This is a genomic window from Pseudomonas sp. 22526 (assembly GCF_052044735.1).
Classification (GTDB): domain Bacteria; phylum Pseudomonadota; class Gammaproteobacteria; order Pseudomonadales; family Pseudomonadaceae; genus Aquipseudomonas; species Aquipseudomonas piscium.
The window spans coordinates 340,809-357,002 of record NZ_JBQENK010000001.1 but is presented as its reverse complement, the minus strand read 5'-3'; the positions used below and the strand labels follow the sequence as shown (position 1 = coordinate 357,002).

11 protein-coding genes are annotated in these 16,194 nt (G+C 64.2%); 8 read left to right on the top strand and 3 right to left on the bottom strand.

The features are described 5' to 3' along the window. The first annotated feature begins 111 nt into the window (after positions 1-111). Positions 112-906, top strand: a complete 795-nt coding sequence (locus ACTJKT_RS01600; RefSeq protein WP_440785933.1) for a class II aldolase/adducin family protein — start codon at positions 112-114, stop codon at positions 904-906. A gap of 370 nt (positions 907-1,276) precedes the next feature. Here ACTJKT_RS01600 and ACTJKT_RS01595 read toward each other — a convergent pair whose 3' ends face one another. Then, positions 1,277-2,365: an LLM class flavin-dependent oxidoreductase gene (locus ACTJKT_RS01595; protein ID WP_440785932.1), complete on the bottom strand. Its 1,089-nt coding sequence runs from the start codon at positions 2,363-2,365 to the stop codon at positions 1,277-1,279. 383 nt (positions 2,366-2,748) lie between these two features. Here ACTJKT_RS01595 and ACTJKT_RS01590 point away from each other — a divergent pair, with 383 nt between their 5' ends. The 5 genes from ACTJKT_RS01590 (at position 2,749) to ACTJKT_RS01570 (ending at position 7,342) form a co-directional block, all read left to right on the top strand. Then, positions 2,749-3,633, top strand: coding sequence for an ABC transporter permease (locus ACTJKT_RS01590; protein ID WP_440785931.1), 885 nt, complete (start codon positions 2,749-2,751; stop codon positions 3,631-3,633). A 1-nt stretch (position 3,634) separates the two neighbouring features. Beyond that, entirely contained in the window at positions 3,635-4,438 is an 804-nt protein-coding gene (locus tag ACTJKT_RS01585) for an ABC transporter ATP-binding protein (RefSeq protein ID WP_440785930.1), read from the top strand. Next, positions 4,431-5,444 (top strand): ABC transporter substrate-binding protein, encoded by a 1,014-nt coding sequence (locus tag ACTJKT_RS01580; protein ID WP_440785929.1) that lies wholly within the window; start codon positions 4,431-4,433, stop codon positions 5,442-5,444. The genes ACTJKT_RS01585 and ACTJKT_RS01580 overlap by 8 nt, the downstream gene beginning before the upstream one ends. A gap of 133 nt (positions 5,445-5,577) precedes the next feature. Further along, positions 5,578-6,162 (top strand): TetR/AcrR family transcriptional regulator, encoded by a 585-nt coding sequence (locus ACTJKT_RS01575; RefSeq protein ID WP_025808864.1) that lies wholly within the window; start codon positions 5,578-5,580, stop codon positions 6,160-6,162. 142 nt (positions 6,163-6,304) lie between these two features. Next, entirely contained in the window at positions 6,305-7,342 is a 1,038-nt protein-coding gene (locus tag ACTJKT_RS01570; protein WP_440785928.1) for an NADP-dependent oxidoreductase, read from the top strand. A 91-nt stretch (positions 7,343-7,433) separates the two neighbouring features. On the opposite strand, the gene ACTJKT_RS01565 is transcribed toward ACTJKT_RS01570, so the two are convergent. Further along, positions 7,434-10,052 carry a hypothetical protein gene (locus ACTJKT_RS01565; RefSeq protein WP_440785927.1) on the bottom strand — a complete coding sequence of 873 codons (2,619 nt, stop codon included), beginning with the start codon at positions 10,050-10,052 and terminating at the stop codon, positions 7,434-7,436. A 344-nt stretch (positions 10,053-10,396) separates the two neighbouring features. Between ACTJKT_RS01565 and ACTJKT_RS01560 the strand changes: the two genes are divergently transcribed. Next, positions 10,397-12,904 (top strand): hypothetical protein, encoded by a 2,508-nt coding sequence (locus tag ACTJKT_RS01560; RefSeq protein WP_440785926.1) that lies wholly within the window; start codon positions 10,397-10,399, stop codon positions 12,902-12,904. A 10-nt stretch (positions 12,905-12,914) separates the two neighbouring features. Continuing rightward, a complete protein-coding gene (locus tag ACTJKT_RS01555) occupies positions 12,915-14,870 on the top strand; it encodes a GMC family oxidoreductase (protein ID WP_440785925.1) in 1,956 nt (651 codons plus the stop codon). Positions 14,871-14,918: 48 nt separating this feature from the next. Here the strand turns inward: ACTJKT_RS01555 and ACTJKT_RS01550 are convergent, their stop codons facing one another. Next, positions 14,919-16,145, bottom strand: coding sequence for a phospholipase D-like domain-containing protein (locus ACTJKT_RS01550; protein WP_440785924.1), 1,227 nt, complete (start codon positions 16,143-16,145; stop codon positions 14,919-14,921). Positions 16,146-16,194: the final 49 nt, after the last annotated feature.

The window sequence follows — 16,194 nt, the reverse complement described above, 5'->3', positions numbered from 1 at the left end:
TTAAAATAAAAAATAATGATAATTAGCTTAGATTAAAATGTGCTTTTTATTATTTTTTGCCTTCCCCTAGGCTTGCTGGAGTTCCTTAAAGGCCATCCAGGAAGTTTTGCCATGAGCAGCGTCAGCCCGTTATCCAGCGTCTCGAAAAATGTCCGCCAGCGTGTCAGCCCCGAAGAGTGGGAGGTACGGGTGAAACTCGCCGCGGCCTACCGGCTGGCGGCTTTGTACAAGTGGACCGACCACATCTACACGCACTTCTCCGCGCGGGTGCCGGGGCCCGACGAGCATTTCCTGATCAACGCCTTCGGCCTGCTGTTTGACGAAATCAGTGCCTCCAACCTGGTCAAGGTGGATATCGACGGCACTATCGTCGACGACCCCACGGGCCTGGGCATCAACTACGCCGGTTATGTGATCCACAGCGCGATCCACGGCGCCCGTCCCGACCTGCAGGCGGTCCTGCACACCCACACTCGCGACGGCATCGCGGTGTCCGCCCAGCGCGACGGCCTGTTGCCGATCTCCCAGCACGCCATCGGTTTTTCCGGGCGCGTGGCCTATCACGGTTACGAAGGCATCGCCCTCGACCTCGATGAGCGCGAACGCCTGGTGGCGGACCTGGGGGACAAGAGCGTGCTGATCCTGCGCAACCACGGGTTGCTGACCGCGGGCATCAGCGTCGAACATGCGTTCCAGCAACTGCATTACCTGGAGCGCGCCTGCAATATCCAGATCGCCGCCCAGGCCAGCGGCAATGCCGAACTGATCTACCCACCGGCCGATGTGGTGGCCAAGGTCGAGAAGCAGGCTGAGTCCTTCAAGAGTGGTGATGGGCCGGGTGTCGCCCGGCATTGGAATGCATTGATCCGCCAGTTGGAGCGTAGCGATACGGCCTACAAGGAGTGATGGTCCGGACACGCCAGCACGCTTACGCACTGCCGCTGGCGCAGCCTGCGATCGGCTTGGGCGGCATTCCGACGCAGCAGTCGTGAATCCGCAAGACGCGGCCTGCCTGACAGACCGCACTCTCCGGTTTTGCGTCTGCTGCGCAGCCGATCGCAGCCTTCGGCAGCGGCTACAGGGGCTGTTCAGCGATACGGTTTTGTAGCCGCTGCCGAGCCAAAGCGAGGCTGCGAACGACCGCGTAGCGGTCGCCAAGCCAGGCTCCGCCGCGTGTCAGTGATACCGCGCCGTCAGGTTGGCGGGGCTGTGCCCCGATCGCAGCCTGCGGCAGCGGCTACAGGGCGATCAGGGCTCTATGCGTCGGGGCTCCAGGTCAGGCGACTTTTTCCGCGGCCAGCCGCTCGCGCTCGGCCACCAGCTTGCGGGTCAGCGGGATCAGGCGCTGGCCATAGTCGATGGCATCCTCGAGGGGGTCGAAACCGCGAATGAGGAAGGTGGTGATGCCCAGGTCGTAATAGTCGAGCAGGGCTTCGGCCACTTGCTCCGGGGTGCCGACCAGGGACGTTGAATTGCCTTGGGCGCCGAGCAGCCCGGCGATGCCGGTCCACAGGCGCTTGTCCAGGCGCGTGCCCTGGGCTGCTGCCGCCAGCAGGCGGCGCGAGCCTTCATTGGGTGGTTCGCGGCGGACAAAACCATTCTGCTCGGCCAGGGCCGTGGCCTGCTGCAGGATGCGTTCGGCGCGTGCCCAGGCCTGCTCCTCGGTGTCCGCCAGGATCGGCCGCAACGACAGGCTGAACCTGATGCTGCGGCCATGCTTGGCGGCCTCGGCGCGCACCTGGCTCACCACTTCGCGCACCTGCTCGTAGGTTTCGCCCCACAGCGCATACACGTCGGCATGTTTGCCAGCCACGGCGATGGCCGCCGCCGAGGAACCGCCGAAATACAGCGGGATATGCGGTTGTTGCGGCGACTGCACCGCCGAATGCGCGCCCTCGACCTGGTAATACTGGCCTTGATAGTCGAAGGGCTGGTCGCTGGTCCATTCCTGGCGCAGCACGTCCAGGTATTCGTCGGTGCGGGCGTAGCGCTGGTCCTTGCCGATATAGCTGCCGTCGGCGCGCAGTTCGCGGTCGTCGCCACCGGTGATGATGTGCACCGCGGTGCGCCCGCCATTGAACACGTCCAGGGTGGTGAACTGGCGCGCGGCCAGGGTCGGCGCGGCGAAACCCGGGCGATGGGCGATCAGGAACTTGAGCTTTTTCGTCACGCTGGCGGCGTGCGCGGCAATCAGGGTGCTGTCCGGGCTGTTGGAGTGGAACGCCACCAGGGCACGGTCGAAGCCGGCGTCTTCATGGGCGCGGGCGACTGCCTCCACGTAATCGGGTTGCAGGACGGGGCCGCTGCGCGGGTGGATTTCCGAGGCGTGGTGGCCGCCGATAAAACCGATGAATTCGATACTCATGGTGGATTCCTTGTTTGCTTCCAATAGGCGTGATTCAGCCTCCACCGGGCAAGGGGTCGGTCCGTGGTGTCGAAAGTAGGCGCAGCGCGGCGGGGTGTGAAATGCCGTTTTGTTCTAAGTTAATTATTAAATTAATTGATTATTTAAATGTTCTTGCATCAGCAAAGCGCATTTTATAACGCAGTGCCCGCGCTCTCCGCGAAGGACGCTGGCCGAGCCGCCTTACTATGCAAATAATTTATCTGGTTCATCTTCTATCTGATTTTTAATCATATTAGGTTATTCCCAAAAAGAATTTCACTGCGGTTTTTTATGCGAATAGCATAAATCCGAAGCTGAAACATGGCGCCTCCGGCCATGGGCTTGATGAGGAAGGAAGCCTGATGAGCGACAAGACTTTCGATACACCGGGCGCCAGCAGTTCGTTTTCCGTCGACAAGGCCGTTCGCCGGGGCGGTGCAGGGCAGGGTGGGGCGCGCTGGATTCCGCAGTGGCTGCGCAACTGGCGCCCCCCCGAGGCGCTGCTGCGCCTGATCAGCCCGATCCTGCTGCTGTTGCTGTGGGAGCTGGCCTCGCGCTGGGGGCTGATTCCCCAGCGGGTGATCGCCGCGCCGTCGCAGATCGGCGGCACGCTCTGGGCCATGATCGCCTCCGGTGAGCTGGGCAAGCACCTGCTGGTGTCGCTGCAACGGGCGCTGGTGGGCTTGAGCATCGGCGTCAGCATCGGGGTGGTCGCAGCGCTGATCAGCGGCCTGTCGAAACGCGGCGAGGTGGTGCTGGATTCGCCGATGCAGATGCTGCGCACTATTCCCTCCCTGGCCCTGGTGCCGCTGTTCATTCTCTGGTTCGGCATCGGCGAGTTCACCAAGATCGCCCTGATCGTCACCGGCACCACCTTCCCGGTGTACCTGAACCTGTTCGCCGGCATCCGCAATATCGACCCCAAGCTGATCGAGGCCGCCAACACCCTGGGCGTGAGCCGGCGCGAGCTGATCTGGCACGTGATCCTGCCGGGCGCCTTGCCCTCGTTTTTCGTCGGCCTGCGCTATTCCCTGGGGATTTCCTGGCTGGCCCTGGTGTTCGTCGAGCAGATCAACACCACCGCCGGCATCGGTTATCTGGCCAGTGATGCGCGGGACTTCATGCGCACCGACGTGATCGTCATCTGCCTGCTGATCTACAGCGTCCTCGGCCTGCTGATCGACGGCCTGATCCGCACCCTGGAACGTTTTGCCCTGGCCTGGCGCCCAACTTTCGTGAGGAATTGATATGTCGAGCATCGATCTTGTGGACACGGCCAAAGCCGCCCACCCGGTACAACTGCGCAATGTGGTGCGCCAGTTCGGCGAGCAACGGGTCATCGACGGCCTGGACCTGGACATCGCCCCGGGGGAATTCGTCGCGCTGCTGGGCGCCAGCGGTTCGGGCAAGACCACCTTGCTGCGCAGCCTGGCCGGGCTCGACAGCATCGACAGCGGCCAGCTGCGGGTGCCCAAGGCACGGGCGGCGGTGTTCCAGGAGCCGCGCCTTATGCCCTGGAAGCGCGCCTGGAAGAACGTGATCCTCGGCCTGCGCATTCCCAATGCCAAGGCCCGCGCGGTGCAGGCCCTGACCGAAGTCGGCCTGGCCCATCGGCTGGAAGCCTACCCGGCGACGCTCTCCGGCGGCGAAGCCCAGCGCGTGGCCCTGGCCCGCGGCCTGGTGCGCGAGCCCAAGCTGCTGTTGCTCGACGAACCCTTCGCCGCGCTGGATGCGCTGACCCGGATCCGCATGCACCGGCTGATCATCGACCTCTGGCGCAAGCACACGCCGGCGGTGCTGCTGGTGACCCACGACGTCGACGAAGCCATCCTCCTGGCCGATCGGGTGATAGTGCTGGCCAACGGCAAGATCGCCGAGCAACTGAACATCGACCTGCCACGGGCGCGGGACACCGGCCAGGAGGGTTTCCAGGAAATCCGCGCGCGTTTGCTGGGCCTGTTGGGGGTGGAAGCGGTGGAACCTGCGCCGCAAGCAGCCGGGACCGCGCGTCAGTCTTCCAACAACAGCATCCGGCGGTTTGCCCATGGCTGAGTTTTTGATAAGCCAAGGCACGCGTTTCTGGAAAACCACGGCCCTGCTGCTGTCGGGCGCCATGCTGTTGCTTGGCGGTTGCGGTGAAAGCAGCAAGACAGAATCCACCTCGACGAAACACTCGGACCTGTCCGGCGTCACCCTGATCCTCGGTGACCAGGCCAAGGGCCTGCGCACGGTGGTGGAGGCGGCGAACGCCCTGGAGGGCATCGAGTACAAGGTGCAGTGGGCGAACTTCCAGGGCGCCGCGCCGCTGTTCGAAGCCTTGCGCGCCGGTGCCGTCGACCTGGCGCCGGCCGGCGACACCCCGGTGCTGGCGGCGGCCACCGGTGGCGCGCCGTTGCGCATCGTCGCGGTGCGCCGCGGCCAGGCGCGCGGCATCGCGATCCTGGTGCCGGCGGATTCGCCGATCCGCAGCGTCGCCGACCTCAAGGGGCGCAATGTGGTGGTGTCGTCGGCCCGCGGCAGCATTGCCCAGTACCTGCTGATTCGTGCCCTGGCCAACGCCGGGGTCGACGAGAAGGACGTCAAGGTCGGCTTCGTGCTGCCGACCGACGCCTTGCCGGCCTTCAATGCCGGGCAAATCGAAGCCTGGGCCACCTTCGGCGTGTATCAGGCTTTCGCCGAGCAGCAGGGCGCCCGGGTGCTGATCAGCGGCGAGGGCATCAATACCGGGCTGAACTTCATCACCGCCTCGGACGAGGTGCTCAGCGACCCACTGAAGCGCCAGGCCCTGAGCGACGTCCTGCAACGTTTTTCCAAGGCCCTGGAGTGGGGCCAGCAGAACCCGGACGAATACGCCCGGGTCTTCGCCAGGGTCAATGACATTCCACTGGAGGTGTCGCAGACCCTGCGCCGCTGGGGCGACGAGTCGCTGCTGCCGGTGCAGGCCCAGGATGTTCAGGCCTTGCAGGAAGTCGACGACCTGTTCGTGGCCAAGAAGATCTTTCCCCATCGAGTCGATGTCCGGACACTGACAGATACCGGGGTGTTTGCCACGCCTTAGGTGGCGGTTGGCAGAGAGGAGGGGGCAGGGCACAGCGTCACGCCAATAACGGATTTGCGGCGTGGCGCGCTTATAATCGCAGGCCGCTGAAACTTTCTAGACGACTGGTCTAATCAAGGATATCCTCCGCGTCATGAAACCCACCTACGACGACACCCGCCAACACTTGCTCGACACTGGCCACCGGATGATGGCCGGCAAGGGCTTCACCTGTGTCGGCCTCAACGAGATCCTGCAGACGGCCGGCGTGCCCAAGGGCTCGTTCTATCACTACTTCAAATCCAAGGAGCAGTACGGCCAGACCTTGCTGGAGGACTACTTCCGACATTACCTGGCGAGCATGGACCAAGGTTTCTCCACCCCTGGCCAGAGTGCCCGCGAGCGCTTGATGAGCTATTGGCAGGGTTGGCTGGACAACTACTGCGTGCCTGGCGACGAGCAGAAATGCCTGGTGGTCAAGCTGAGCGCGGAAGTGGCGGACCTCTCCGAGATGATGCGCATCACTTTGCGCGACGGCGCCGAGCAGATCATCGACCGCCTGGCCGCCTGCATCGAGCAGGGCCACCTCGACGGTTCCCTGCCGGCCAGCGCCGCCCGCCAGACCGCCACCGGCCTGTATCAGCTGTGGCTGGGGGCGAGCCTGATGTGCAAGCTGCACCGTGATGTCCGGCCCCTGGAAGACGCCATGATCACTACCCGGGCGATGCTGGAAAGCTGAATTAAACAGATCCTTTGATACCCGCTGCTAACCAGCGGGTATTTTTGGCCTGACAACTAGACGACTGGTCTAATAAGTGCCGAACCTGGCGACCCGTCGAACGCTTTTTGAAACGCGTCTCTGCCTGTAAAGGAGTTTGCATATGCCTCAGTCGAACCAGATCAATCGCAGCATCGTCCTGGCCTCGCGCCCCCATGGCGCCCCGAGCGAAGCCAACTTCCGCCTCGAATACCAGCCGGTTCCCCGACCCGGCGCCGGGCAGGTGCTGCTGCGCAGCGTCTACCTGTCCCTCGATCCTTACATGCGTGGGCGCATGAGCGACGCACCTTCCTACGCGCCACCTGTGGGGTTGGGCGAGGTGATGGTCGGCGCCACCGTGAGCCGGGTCGTAGTGTCCAATCATCCGGATTACGCCGTGGGCGACTGGGTGCTGGCCTACAGCGGCTGGCAGGACTATGGGCTGTCCGACGGCACGGGCCTGACCCGGTTGGGCGCGGCGCCGGAGCATCCTTCCTATGCCCTGGGTGTGCTGGGCATGCCCGGGTTCACCGCCTACATGGGGCTGCTGGATATCGGTCGGCCCCAGGTCGGGGAAACCCTGGTGGTGGCCGCCGCGACCGGCCCGGTGGGGGCGACCGTGGGCCAGATCGGCAAGCTCAAGGGCTGCCATGTGGTGGGCGTGGCCGGCGGCGCGGAGAAATGCCGCTACGCGGTGGAGGTACTGGGTTTCGACAGCTGCGTCGATCACCAGGCCGCGGACTTCGCCGAGCAACTGGCCAAGGCCTGCCCCAAGGGCATCGACATCTATTACGAGAACGTCGGCGGCAAGGTCTTCGACGCGGTGCTGCCGCTGCTCAACACCTCGGCGCGGGTGCCGGTGTGCGGGGTGATCGCCCATTACAACGACACTGACCTGCCAGAGGGCAAGGACCGTCTTTCGCTGCTGATGAGCCTGGTGCTGCGCAAGCGCATCAAGATCCAGGGCTTCATCATTTTCGACGACTACGGTTCGCGCTACGACGAGTTCTACCGCGACATGTCGCAGTGGTTCACCGAAGGGCGCATCAAATACCGCGAGGAAGTGGTGGATGAACTGGAAAGCGCGCCCCAGGCCCTGGTCGGCCTGCTGCAGGGGAAAAACTTCGGCAAGCTGGTGATTCGCGTCGGCGCCGACGACTGAGCCCCTGGCCAGTCGTTCATGGATGGCTGGCCAGCCTCCCTTGCCGAGCCCGGATTGCAAACGAAGGTGCCGCCTCCTGGAGGCGGGCGTTCTACAGGTAGCTCCACAAGGCCTGGGAAACCGGGGTCGGCTGGCCGCTGCCGAACAGCGTCTGGCCGATCTGCAGGCCCAGTTGCCGGTAGCTTTCGAACTGCGCTTCGTCGAAGAACTGGTTGGCGGTGCTTTCGTTAGGGAAGGTCGGGTGGGCGTTGGCGTAATTGAGCACGTCCACTGGCACCCCGGCGATCAGGCGTGGCTTGAGCAACAGGATCCGCGCGGTGCGCTGGCCCTGGCGATCGAGCACGTTGAACAGCATCGCGCAGCGCAGGCTGTCGTCGGGGCCCGGGTGGCTGAAGTTGCGGGTATGGCCGAAGTAGGGCGCCAGTAATGGCACCCTATGCACGTCCAGGTCTTCCACGATCTCCAGGGCCTGGTCGATCCGCGCCAGGCGGATCAGATTGGCCAGGTCGTCGAACTGGTAGGTCGGGTCGGCGCCGCAATCGCACAAGACAATCAGCTCGATCTTGCGCCCCTCGCGGATCAGCTCGTAGGTGGCGGTGTTCTCGAAATGGCCGCCGTCGGACAGGTACTGATAGTTGCGATTCAGGCCGTGGAAACTCGCACTCAACTCATAGAACAGGTAAGTCTGGGTCGGAAACACCGTGCCCCATAACTTGTCCCGCGAACGCCGGGGCCTGTCGGACTTTTTGTCGCCTTCAAGAAAATTGCTCGGCCACCAGGTGCCCAGGCGCAGGTTGGTCAGGCCGAACGACAGCGAAGTACCCAGTGTCGTGGCTCGGCCAAGGCCGGTGGAGATCGCCGCGCCGGAGGTCGCTGCCCAATCGGCCAGCCCTCGTGGCTGGTAGATCTCGCTGAACCGTTTGTTCTTGATCGAGCGTTTGCGCGGTTTGCCGTCGAGGATGTAGCTGACGCTGTCGGGTGCCTCCGCGCCATTGGGTGCCAGGCACAACGGCTTGCCCTTGCGGTCTCGTTGCACCAGCTGCTCGGCCGGGTCGACGGTGAGGTTCAGGGTGACGTTGATCAGGTGCACCGGCGCGCAGGTGGTGACGCCGTAGTACTGCTCGATCGGCACATCGTCGCCGGGTAGGGCTTCAGCGACGCTCAGGTGCTGCTTGCGGATCTTGGCCGTGCTGCCGGCGAAGCGCAGGCCGTTGGAGGCGCCCAGATACGCCCGGGTCAGCCGGCTGCGATAGAAGGATTGCAACGAGGACAGGTTGAGAAAGCCAATGAAGTTTCCCGCCCCCAGGCTCAGGATCAACGCCAGCCCAGCCAGGCCGCACAGGCGCGCCACGGTGTCGGCATCCAGCCCCTGATAGCGCACGAACTGCACCAGAAGCCCCCAGAGCAGGGCCACCAGCAGGAAGATAGCGATGCCCGCGACACCGGCGATCAGGCTCAGGGGTAGGCGGCTCACCCAGCCGGGCAGGGCCTTGTCGTCGAGCAGGAGGGAGAGGGCGCGGATCGCGCCGATCAACAGCGGCAGGGCGACGGTGGGCGACATCAGTTGCGCGCGTTGCTCGCTGGTGTAGATCCACTGGGCCAGCCAGGGTACGAGGGCGAAGAAGCCCAACACCAGGGTGAAGATCAGGACCTGGGCCAGGTAGCGGGTGACCAGCACCCGGTAGGTGCGCACGCAGTTGTTGCGCGCCAGAGCGTCGTCCTTGTCGCGCTTGAAACGCAGGCGCAGGGCCACGCCGATGCAGGCCAGCACCCCGAGCCAGCTGACCACCCCGCAGACGATCAGCAGTGTGCGCAGTTCAACGTCCAGTCCCCTGGGCGTTAAGGCCAGGGCGATGAACAGGGCGCCAGCCGCGCTGTACAGCAGGGTCGCCCAGTTGAGCAGGCGCACCGCGTCGTCCTGGTTCTTGCGGAAATACACCATCCAGAACGCCAGCATCAGCGGTATCACCCCGAACACTGTCGCCCCTCCCGGCAGCCACCAGAGCGAACCGCACAAGGGGTTGATCAGGCCCATGGGCAGCAGGGCAGTGATCGGTGAACACAGGTCGCTACCGGCGATGCTCACTTGCAGCAACGTGGCCAGGGCCAGGGTGCACAACAGCGGCATGCCGATCACGACATGCAGCGCCAGCAGGTTGCGCAACGACAGGCCCAGGACATAGAACAGGTCGCCCGAACCTCCCGGGGTCAGGTAGCGACCGTTCTCCCGCAGCCAGGCCAGCGGCGCTTCGCCCACCGGGGCCTTGGCGTAGTCGATATGGGTGTGGATGCGCCCCGGGGGTTCGAAGTCGAGCACCTCATAGGCATCTTCCGCGGCCTGCACTTCAGGGCTGGCCGCCACCTGGGCGTTTTCCCGCCCACGCAGGCGCCCGGGCAGGAACAGGCTGCCGAAAAACGAACCCAGGTAACCGCCGCCGCTGACGGTGGACAGGTAGTCGAACTGCGCCAGCAGGCGCTTGCCGATGCCCGGTTCTTCGCCCACGGCATCCGGCGCCCTGGCCCGGGCCATGGCCTGCAATACCCCGAGGCAGAAGGTGGCGCTGCGAATGCCGCCACCGGACAGGGCGACGGCCCAGTGGCCGGCGCTTTTACGCGCCAGGCCCAGCAGATCCCGACGTTGGTCGATACGGGCATGTTCGGCGTGAAACTGAGCATCCTGAGCCGAAGAAGCGGGCTTGTTCCTGTCCATGTGCAGCCCTCGCGAAAGGGAGGGGGATCCGTCCCTCACGAGTAAGTTAAAGCAGGAAAACAGCAGGTTGCCAGCAGCCTTTGCGACGGCCGGAACGCCACGCCAGAACCCCGATAGCCAATCGAAATTACCCCTGGCTTTTCATCGCCAAATGGACGTATTGACCCGCTCGCCATGGCCTAGTATGGCGGCTGTAGGGCGTTGTAAGGCGACTGGCGTACCGAGGTTAACCGGCCCGGTGCGCAGGCAGTCGGTTGTTCGGCCATCAGAAAAAGAACCGGTCGCGACACAGGTGTCCCCCAAGGACAGAGGGGCCGGTCTGCAGCACGTGCAAGGAGCAGCGCATGACACCCGTGAAGCTGATGTTGAGCATTTTCCTTCCTTTGGTGCTGTTACAGGGCTGTAGCAGCGATATGAAAAACCCCTGCGGCGACAAACCCGGCGAGCGACTCGACGAAGCCAAGTGCGTCGGCCGCGATGCCAACAGCCTCAGAGGCGCCGACGAGGACTACTACGCCGACATGGACTACGGCGTGTCCAAGCAACCGCAGCTGCTGGTCGAGAGACTGTCGCCCTTCATCCCCGGCATTACCGAACAGCAGGCGCTCCAGGCCTTCGCCCGCGGGCGCAACAACTGGATCGTCTGGACCGCCGGCAACGACGCGCTGTGGGACAAGCTCTCGCGCGACAGCGTCGGCAACCTCGACCTGCTCAAGACCATCTCCAACCACCCGAGCCTGAAATACAACCGCGATAAACGCTGGCAAGTGCTGGGGGTGGTCAACGAACCCTGCTACGTCAAGGGCGAGGGGCCGCGCGACGACCGCTACGGCCTGTGGCTGGACAAGCGCGACCCGTCCTGCACCGCCGACCCCTTCGAGAACGAAACCAAGTACCCCGGCGTGAAGATCGGCGCCCGCGGCAAGAACCTGCCGGTGGGTTCCTATTACGGCTACGGCACCGGGATCGTCGGCCTGCGGCTGTTCCCCAACCCGGACTTCGACGAGCACGCGCAGAAGAAGTGGGACGCCAAGCGCTATTACGAAGACCCCGCCTACTACAACGACAGCAAGCTGGTGAAACCTTACCGGGTCGGCATGTCCTGCGGCTTCTGCCATGTCGGGCCGAACCCGACCAACCCGCCGGCCAACCCTGAACATCCGGCCTGGTCCAACCTCAACTCCAACCCCGGCGCGCAGTACTTCTGGGTCGACCGGATCTTCATGTGGAACCAGGACCCGAGCAGCTTCCCGTACCAGCTGTTCCACACCTCGAAACCGGGGGCGCTGGACACCTCGTTCGTCTCCACCGACTACATCAACAACCCGCGGACCATGAACGCGGTCTACAATCTCAAGGCGCGCATCGAGCTGGCCTCCAACCTGGGCAAGGAAAAACTCGCCGGTGGCGGACTGAACAACCGCCAGTTCAACGAGGTGCCCGGCGTACCGCCGGACAGCCCGCTGGCGCAGTTCTACAAAAAGCCTGACACCGTGTTCACCCCGCGGGTGCTCAAGGACGGCGCCGACTCGGTGGGCGCGCTTGGGGCATTGAACCGGGTGTTCATCAATATCGGCCTGTACAGCGAGGAGTGGACCACCCACTTCCGGCCGCTGATCGGCGGCAAGCCGATCACCCCGTTCCGTATCGAAGTGGCACGCAAGAACTCCTCCTACTGGAACGCCAACGAGGCACAGACCCCGGACCTGGCGCTGTTCTTCCTGGCCTCGGCGACCCCGGACTACCTGAAGAACGCCCCCGGCGGTGCGGCGCACCTGAGCGAACCGGCGGCGGTGCTGGAGCGCGGCAAGGAAGTCTTCGCCGACACCTGCGCCCGTTGCCACTCCAGCAAGCTGCCGGAAAAGGCCTGGACCTTCTTTCCCGACCATGGCTGCGTGAACGACGGCTACCTCAAGTGCTGGAACAACTACTGGACCTGGAGCAAGACGCCGGAGTTCAAGACCGCGATGCGCGCCATCGTCAAGGATGAGAAGTTCCTCACCGACAACTTCCTCTCCACCGAACTGCGGGTGCCGGTGACCCTGACGGAAACCAACGCCTGCAGCCCGCTGGCGACCAACGCCCTGGGCGGCAATATCTGGGACAACTTCTCGTCGGAGTCGTACAAGCAGTTGCCGGCGGTAGGCTCGGTCCTGGTGCAGAACCCCTACACCGGCGAACCCTCGGAATACGCGATGCCGGCCGGCGGACGGGGTTACACACGGCCAGCCTCGCTGGTCAGTGTGTGGTCCACCGCGCCGCTGCTGCTGAACAACCGTTTGGGTCAATTCCACTGGAAGGGCGGGGTGGAGGACCGCATGGCGTCCTTCGACAGCGCGATCCAGATGCTGCTGTGGCCGGAAAACCGCACCGGCGACTTCCAGGTCATGACCCGCTCCGGCAAGACCCACATGGGCACCGTCGACGTCACCAGTGAAACCAGCTACCTGCGAGTCAGCAGTGGCTACCTGCCGACCTTCCTGCAAAACCTCGAAGGCCTGCTCAGCCGCTTGCTGCCGTGGCTGTTCGGCGAGGACGGCATCCAGCTCGGGCCTATCCCGCAAGGTACGCCGGTGAGCCTGCTGTCCAACATCGACCTGGAAAAACGCGACCAGGTGCTGGACCTGCTGCTGAAGATCAAGCACGACCTCAAGCAACTGCCGCCCGGTGCCTCCGACGAGGAAGCGCGCAAGGTCTTCGCCGGCCTGGTCAAGCCGCTGTTGAAGGTGAGCAAGTGCCCGGACTTCGTGGTGGACAAGGGGCATTACTTCGGCACCAGTTTCCTCAAGGAGGAAGCGCCCCTGAGTGATGCAGACAAACGGGCATTGATCGCCCTGCTGAAAACTTTCTAGGTGGCCAGCGATGAACAACGAAACGGATTACGAGTACATCGTGGTCGGGTCCGGGGCAGGGGGCGGCACCGTCGCCGCCCGCCTGGCCGAACAGGGACGCAAAGTATTGGTGCTGGAGTCGGGCAGCGACCCGGTGGCCACGGGCAATGCCCCGCGGCTGCCGGAGGAGTACCAGGTGCCGGCGTTCCACCCGCGCTCCACCGAGAACGATGCAATGCGCTGGGACTTCTTCGTGCGCCATTACAGCAACGACGCCCGCCAGCTGCAGGACCCCAAGTTCACCCGGATCTACCAGGGCGAAAACGTCGAGGGGGTGCTGTACCCGCGGGCCAGTTGCCTGGGCGGCTGCACCGCGCACAACGCGATGATCACCGTCTACCCGCACAACCAGGACTGGGACCATATCGCGCAGATCACCGGCGACCCGTCGTGGAAAGCCAGCGCCATGCGCGAGCACTTCCAGAACCTGGAGAACTGCCATCACCGGCCGTTCCAGCGGTTTCTCTCCTGGTTCGGCATCAACCCGTCGCGCCATGGTTTCAAGGGCTGGCTGCACGTGGAGAAGGCGATTCCGGAGGCGGCGTTCGACGACCAGTCGCTGGTGCGTTCGATCGTCGACGCCGCCGAGCAGGCGTTCAAGGCCCTGGGCGAAACCCTCAAGCGCATCGGCTGGCAGTTGCAGGGCGTGGGTGACCCCAACGACTGGCGGCTGGTGCGCGAGGAAGCCATCGGCCTGCGCTATCCGCCGCTGGCCACCCGGCACCATCATCGCAACGGCACCCGCGAACGCCTGCTGGATGTGCAAAAGCGCCACCCGGACAACCTGCACATCGAGCTGGATGCGCTGGTGACCCGGGTGTTGCTCGATGATCAGCAGCGCGCCTATGGCGTGGAGTACATCAAGGGCGCGCGGCTGTATCGGGCCTGTACCTTGCCGCGCAATGCCACCGGTGAACTGCGCCAGGTGCACGCCAGCCGCGAAGTGATACTCGCCGGCGGCGCCTTCAACACCCCGCAGCTGCTGATGCTCTCGGGGATAGGCCCGCGGGAAACCCTGGAGACCATGGAGATCCCGGTGCGGGTCGAGTTGCCGGGCGTAGGGCGCAACCTGCAGGACCGCTACGAGGTCGGGGTGGTCAACCGGATGAACTTCGAGAATTGGCAAGTGCTCAAGGGCGCGCGCTACGCCAAGGGCGATCCGCAGTACGAGGAATGGGCCAAGGGCAAGGTCGGGGTCTACAGCACCAATGGCGCGGTGCTGGCGATCATCAAGAAATCCCTGAAGCAACGGCCGCTGCCGGACCTGTTCTGCTTCTCCGTGCTGGCGCTGTTTCGCGGTTATTTCCCCGGCTACTCGAAGCTGATCGTCGAGCACCTGAACTACCTGACCTGGGCCATCCTCAAGGCCCATACCATCAACAACGCCGGCTACGTCACCCTGCGCTCCAACGACCCGGCCGACACCCCGCTGATCAACTTCCATTACTTCGAGGAGGGCAGCGACACCCAGGGTGAAGACCTGCAGTCGGTGGTGGAGGGCATCAAGTTCGTGCGCAACCTGACCCAGCCGCTGAAAGACGCCGGGCTGATCGCCAGCGAAGAACTGCCCGGCGATGAAGTGCAGACCGACGAGCAGCTCAAGACCTTCGTCATGAACCAGGCCTGGGGCCACCACGCCTCCTGCACCTGCCCGATCGGCGCCGACGACGACCCGATGGCCGTACTCGACAGCGCCTTCCGCGTGCGCGGTGTAGGCAACCTGCGGGTGGTGGACGCCTCGATCTTCCCGAAAATCCCGGGATTCTTCATCGTCACCTCGATCTATGTCGCGGCGGAGAAGGCGGCGCAGGTGATCCTGCAGGATGCGGTTGCGGTACGGGCGCAGGTGGCGCGAGGGGCAGGGCAGGCTACGGCCAGTGCGGACAGAGCGACCACGGTGGAGGCGATGGTCGCGTCAAAACGCTGAACCATGGACAAAGGCCGAGCCGTCGAGAGGCTCGGCCTTCTTTTTTCTTCACGGCGTGCCCGGATGCGGCTCCGGATACTCTCCCATCAGCTCAAGCGGCTTGGCATAAGGCCCGTCCCACAACTGAGCGTGCAGTTCGCCGATGCGCTTGGCCATCGCGCTGTCGTGCATCACCACTTCCAGGTTGCGCGAATTGTCCAGGTAGCCGCCGAGCCAGTTGCTGGTGCCGACCCAGGCCACCTGCCCATCGATGTCCATGGTCTTGCTGTGAATCACCCGTGCATAGGGAATGAACCCTTGGGACGCCTGGGGCAGGGTGACGATCCTGACCTGGACATTGGGCAGCACCGCCAGGCTTTTCAGGTAGGGCAGCTCCAGTTTGTCGGTGTTCCAGTTGGACACCAGCAACTTGATCGACACACCCCGCGCCGCGGCGGCCCGCACGGCATTGTCGATCACCGCGTAATAGGGCCGGGTCCGCTCAGGTCCGTAGGACAGCGGCGCATAGTCCAGCAACTGCACCCGCACTTCGTTCTGCGCTTCGGCCAGCAGCCGCGGCAACTCCAGTTGCGAGTCGCCCACGCCGGGCGGGTTGTAGCGTTGCGGGCTGGCCACCAGGTAATTGCCGCGGCGTAGCGGCTGCTGGCCGGCGGCGGGCAAGGGCACCGGCTGGTTTGCCGCCAGGGCCGCCTGGGCCTGCCAATCCTGCTCGAAGATCGCCTGCACCTGGGCCACGGTGGCTTCATCGCTGATGCGCAAGCCGGTTTCGTGGATGTGCTCCAGCGAGCGCCAGTCGAAGTTCTGGCTGCCAATGAACGCCTGCTTGCCGTCCACCACCATGTACTTGGCGTGGATGATCCCGCCGCTCACCCGGGCATAGGGCAGCACCCGGAAAGTCAGGTTGGGAATCGCCCGCAAGCGCTCCAGGGTGGCGGGCTCCGACAGCTTCAGGCCCTTTTCCTCGAGCAGGAAGCGGATCTTCACTCCGCGTTTGCCGGCTGCCTCAAGGTGTTCGATCACCTTGCCCAGCATCGAACCTGGATGATCCGCCGCATAAAACTGGCCGATATCGATCTGGCTTTTTGCGCCATCGAACAGCTCGATCCACACCGGGCCGGGTTGCCGCAAGTCCGCCGTGCCAAGCGCGGTGTCCACCGGCACCGTATGCACCAGCTCGAATCCGGCAATGGCAAAGTCCGCCTGGACCAGCGGACTGACAAGCAAGCCAGCCAGGCCTGCGATCCGAACGCTGAGCAGCGCTCGTGGAAACTTCATGCATACGGACATGGGCGTCCTCATATGAAAGAAAGGCGGGCGCCCCCTG

What these genes read in the sequence shown, in the direction of transcription:
- ACTJKT_RS01565 (WP_440785927.1), bottom strand. Translation starts at nt 10,052, where the DNA reads ATGGACAGGAACAAGCCCGCTTCTTCGGCTCAGGATGCTCAGTTTCAC.
- ACTJKT_RS01570 (WP_440785928.1), top strand. Translation starts at nt 6,305, where the DNA reads ATGCCTCAGTCGAACCAGATCAATCGCAGCATCGTCCTGGCCTCGCGC.
- ACTJKT_RS01600 (WP_440785933.1), top strand. Translation starts at nt 112, where the DNA reads ATGAGCAGCGTCAGCCCGTTATCCAGCGTCTCGAAAAATGTCCGCCAG.
- ACTJKT_RS01575 (WP_025808864.1), top strand. Translation starts at nt 5,578, where the DNA reads ATGAAACCCACCTACGACGACACCCGCCAACACTTGCTCGACACTGGC.
- ACTJKT_RS01590 (WP_440785931.1), top strand. Translation starts at nt 2,749, where the DNA reads ATGAGCGACAAGACTTTCGATACACCGGGCGCCAGCAGTTCGTTTTCC.
- ACTJKT_RS01580 (WP_440785929.1), top strand. Translation starts at nt 4,431, where the DNA reads ATGGCTGAGTTTTTGATAAGCCAAGGCACGCGTTTCTGGAAAACCACG.
- ACTJKT_RS01550 (WP_440785924.1), bottom strand. Translation starts at nt 16,145, where the DNA reads ATGAAGTTTCCACGAGCGCTGCTCAGCGTTCGGATCGCAGGCCTGGCT.
- ACTJKT_RS01560 (WP_440785926.1), top strand. Translation starts at nt 10,397, where the DNA reads ATGACACCCGTGAAGCTGATGTTGAGCATTTTCCTTCCTTTGGTGCTG.
- ACTJKT_RS01585 (WP_440785930.1), top strand. Translation starts at nt 3,635, where the DNA reads ATGTCGAGCATCGATCTTGTGGACACGGCCAAAGCCGCCCACCCGGTA.
- ACTJKT_RS01595 (WP_440785932.1), bottom strand. Translation starts at nt 2,365, where the DNA reads ATGAGTATCGAATTCATCGGTTTTATCGGCGGCCACCACGCCTCGGAA.
- ACTJKT_RS01555 (WP_440785925.1), top strand. Translation starts at nt 12,915, where the DNA reads ATGAACAACGAAACGGATTACGAGTACATCGTGGTCGGGTCCGGGGCA.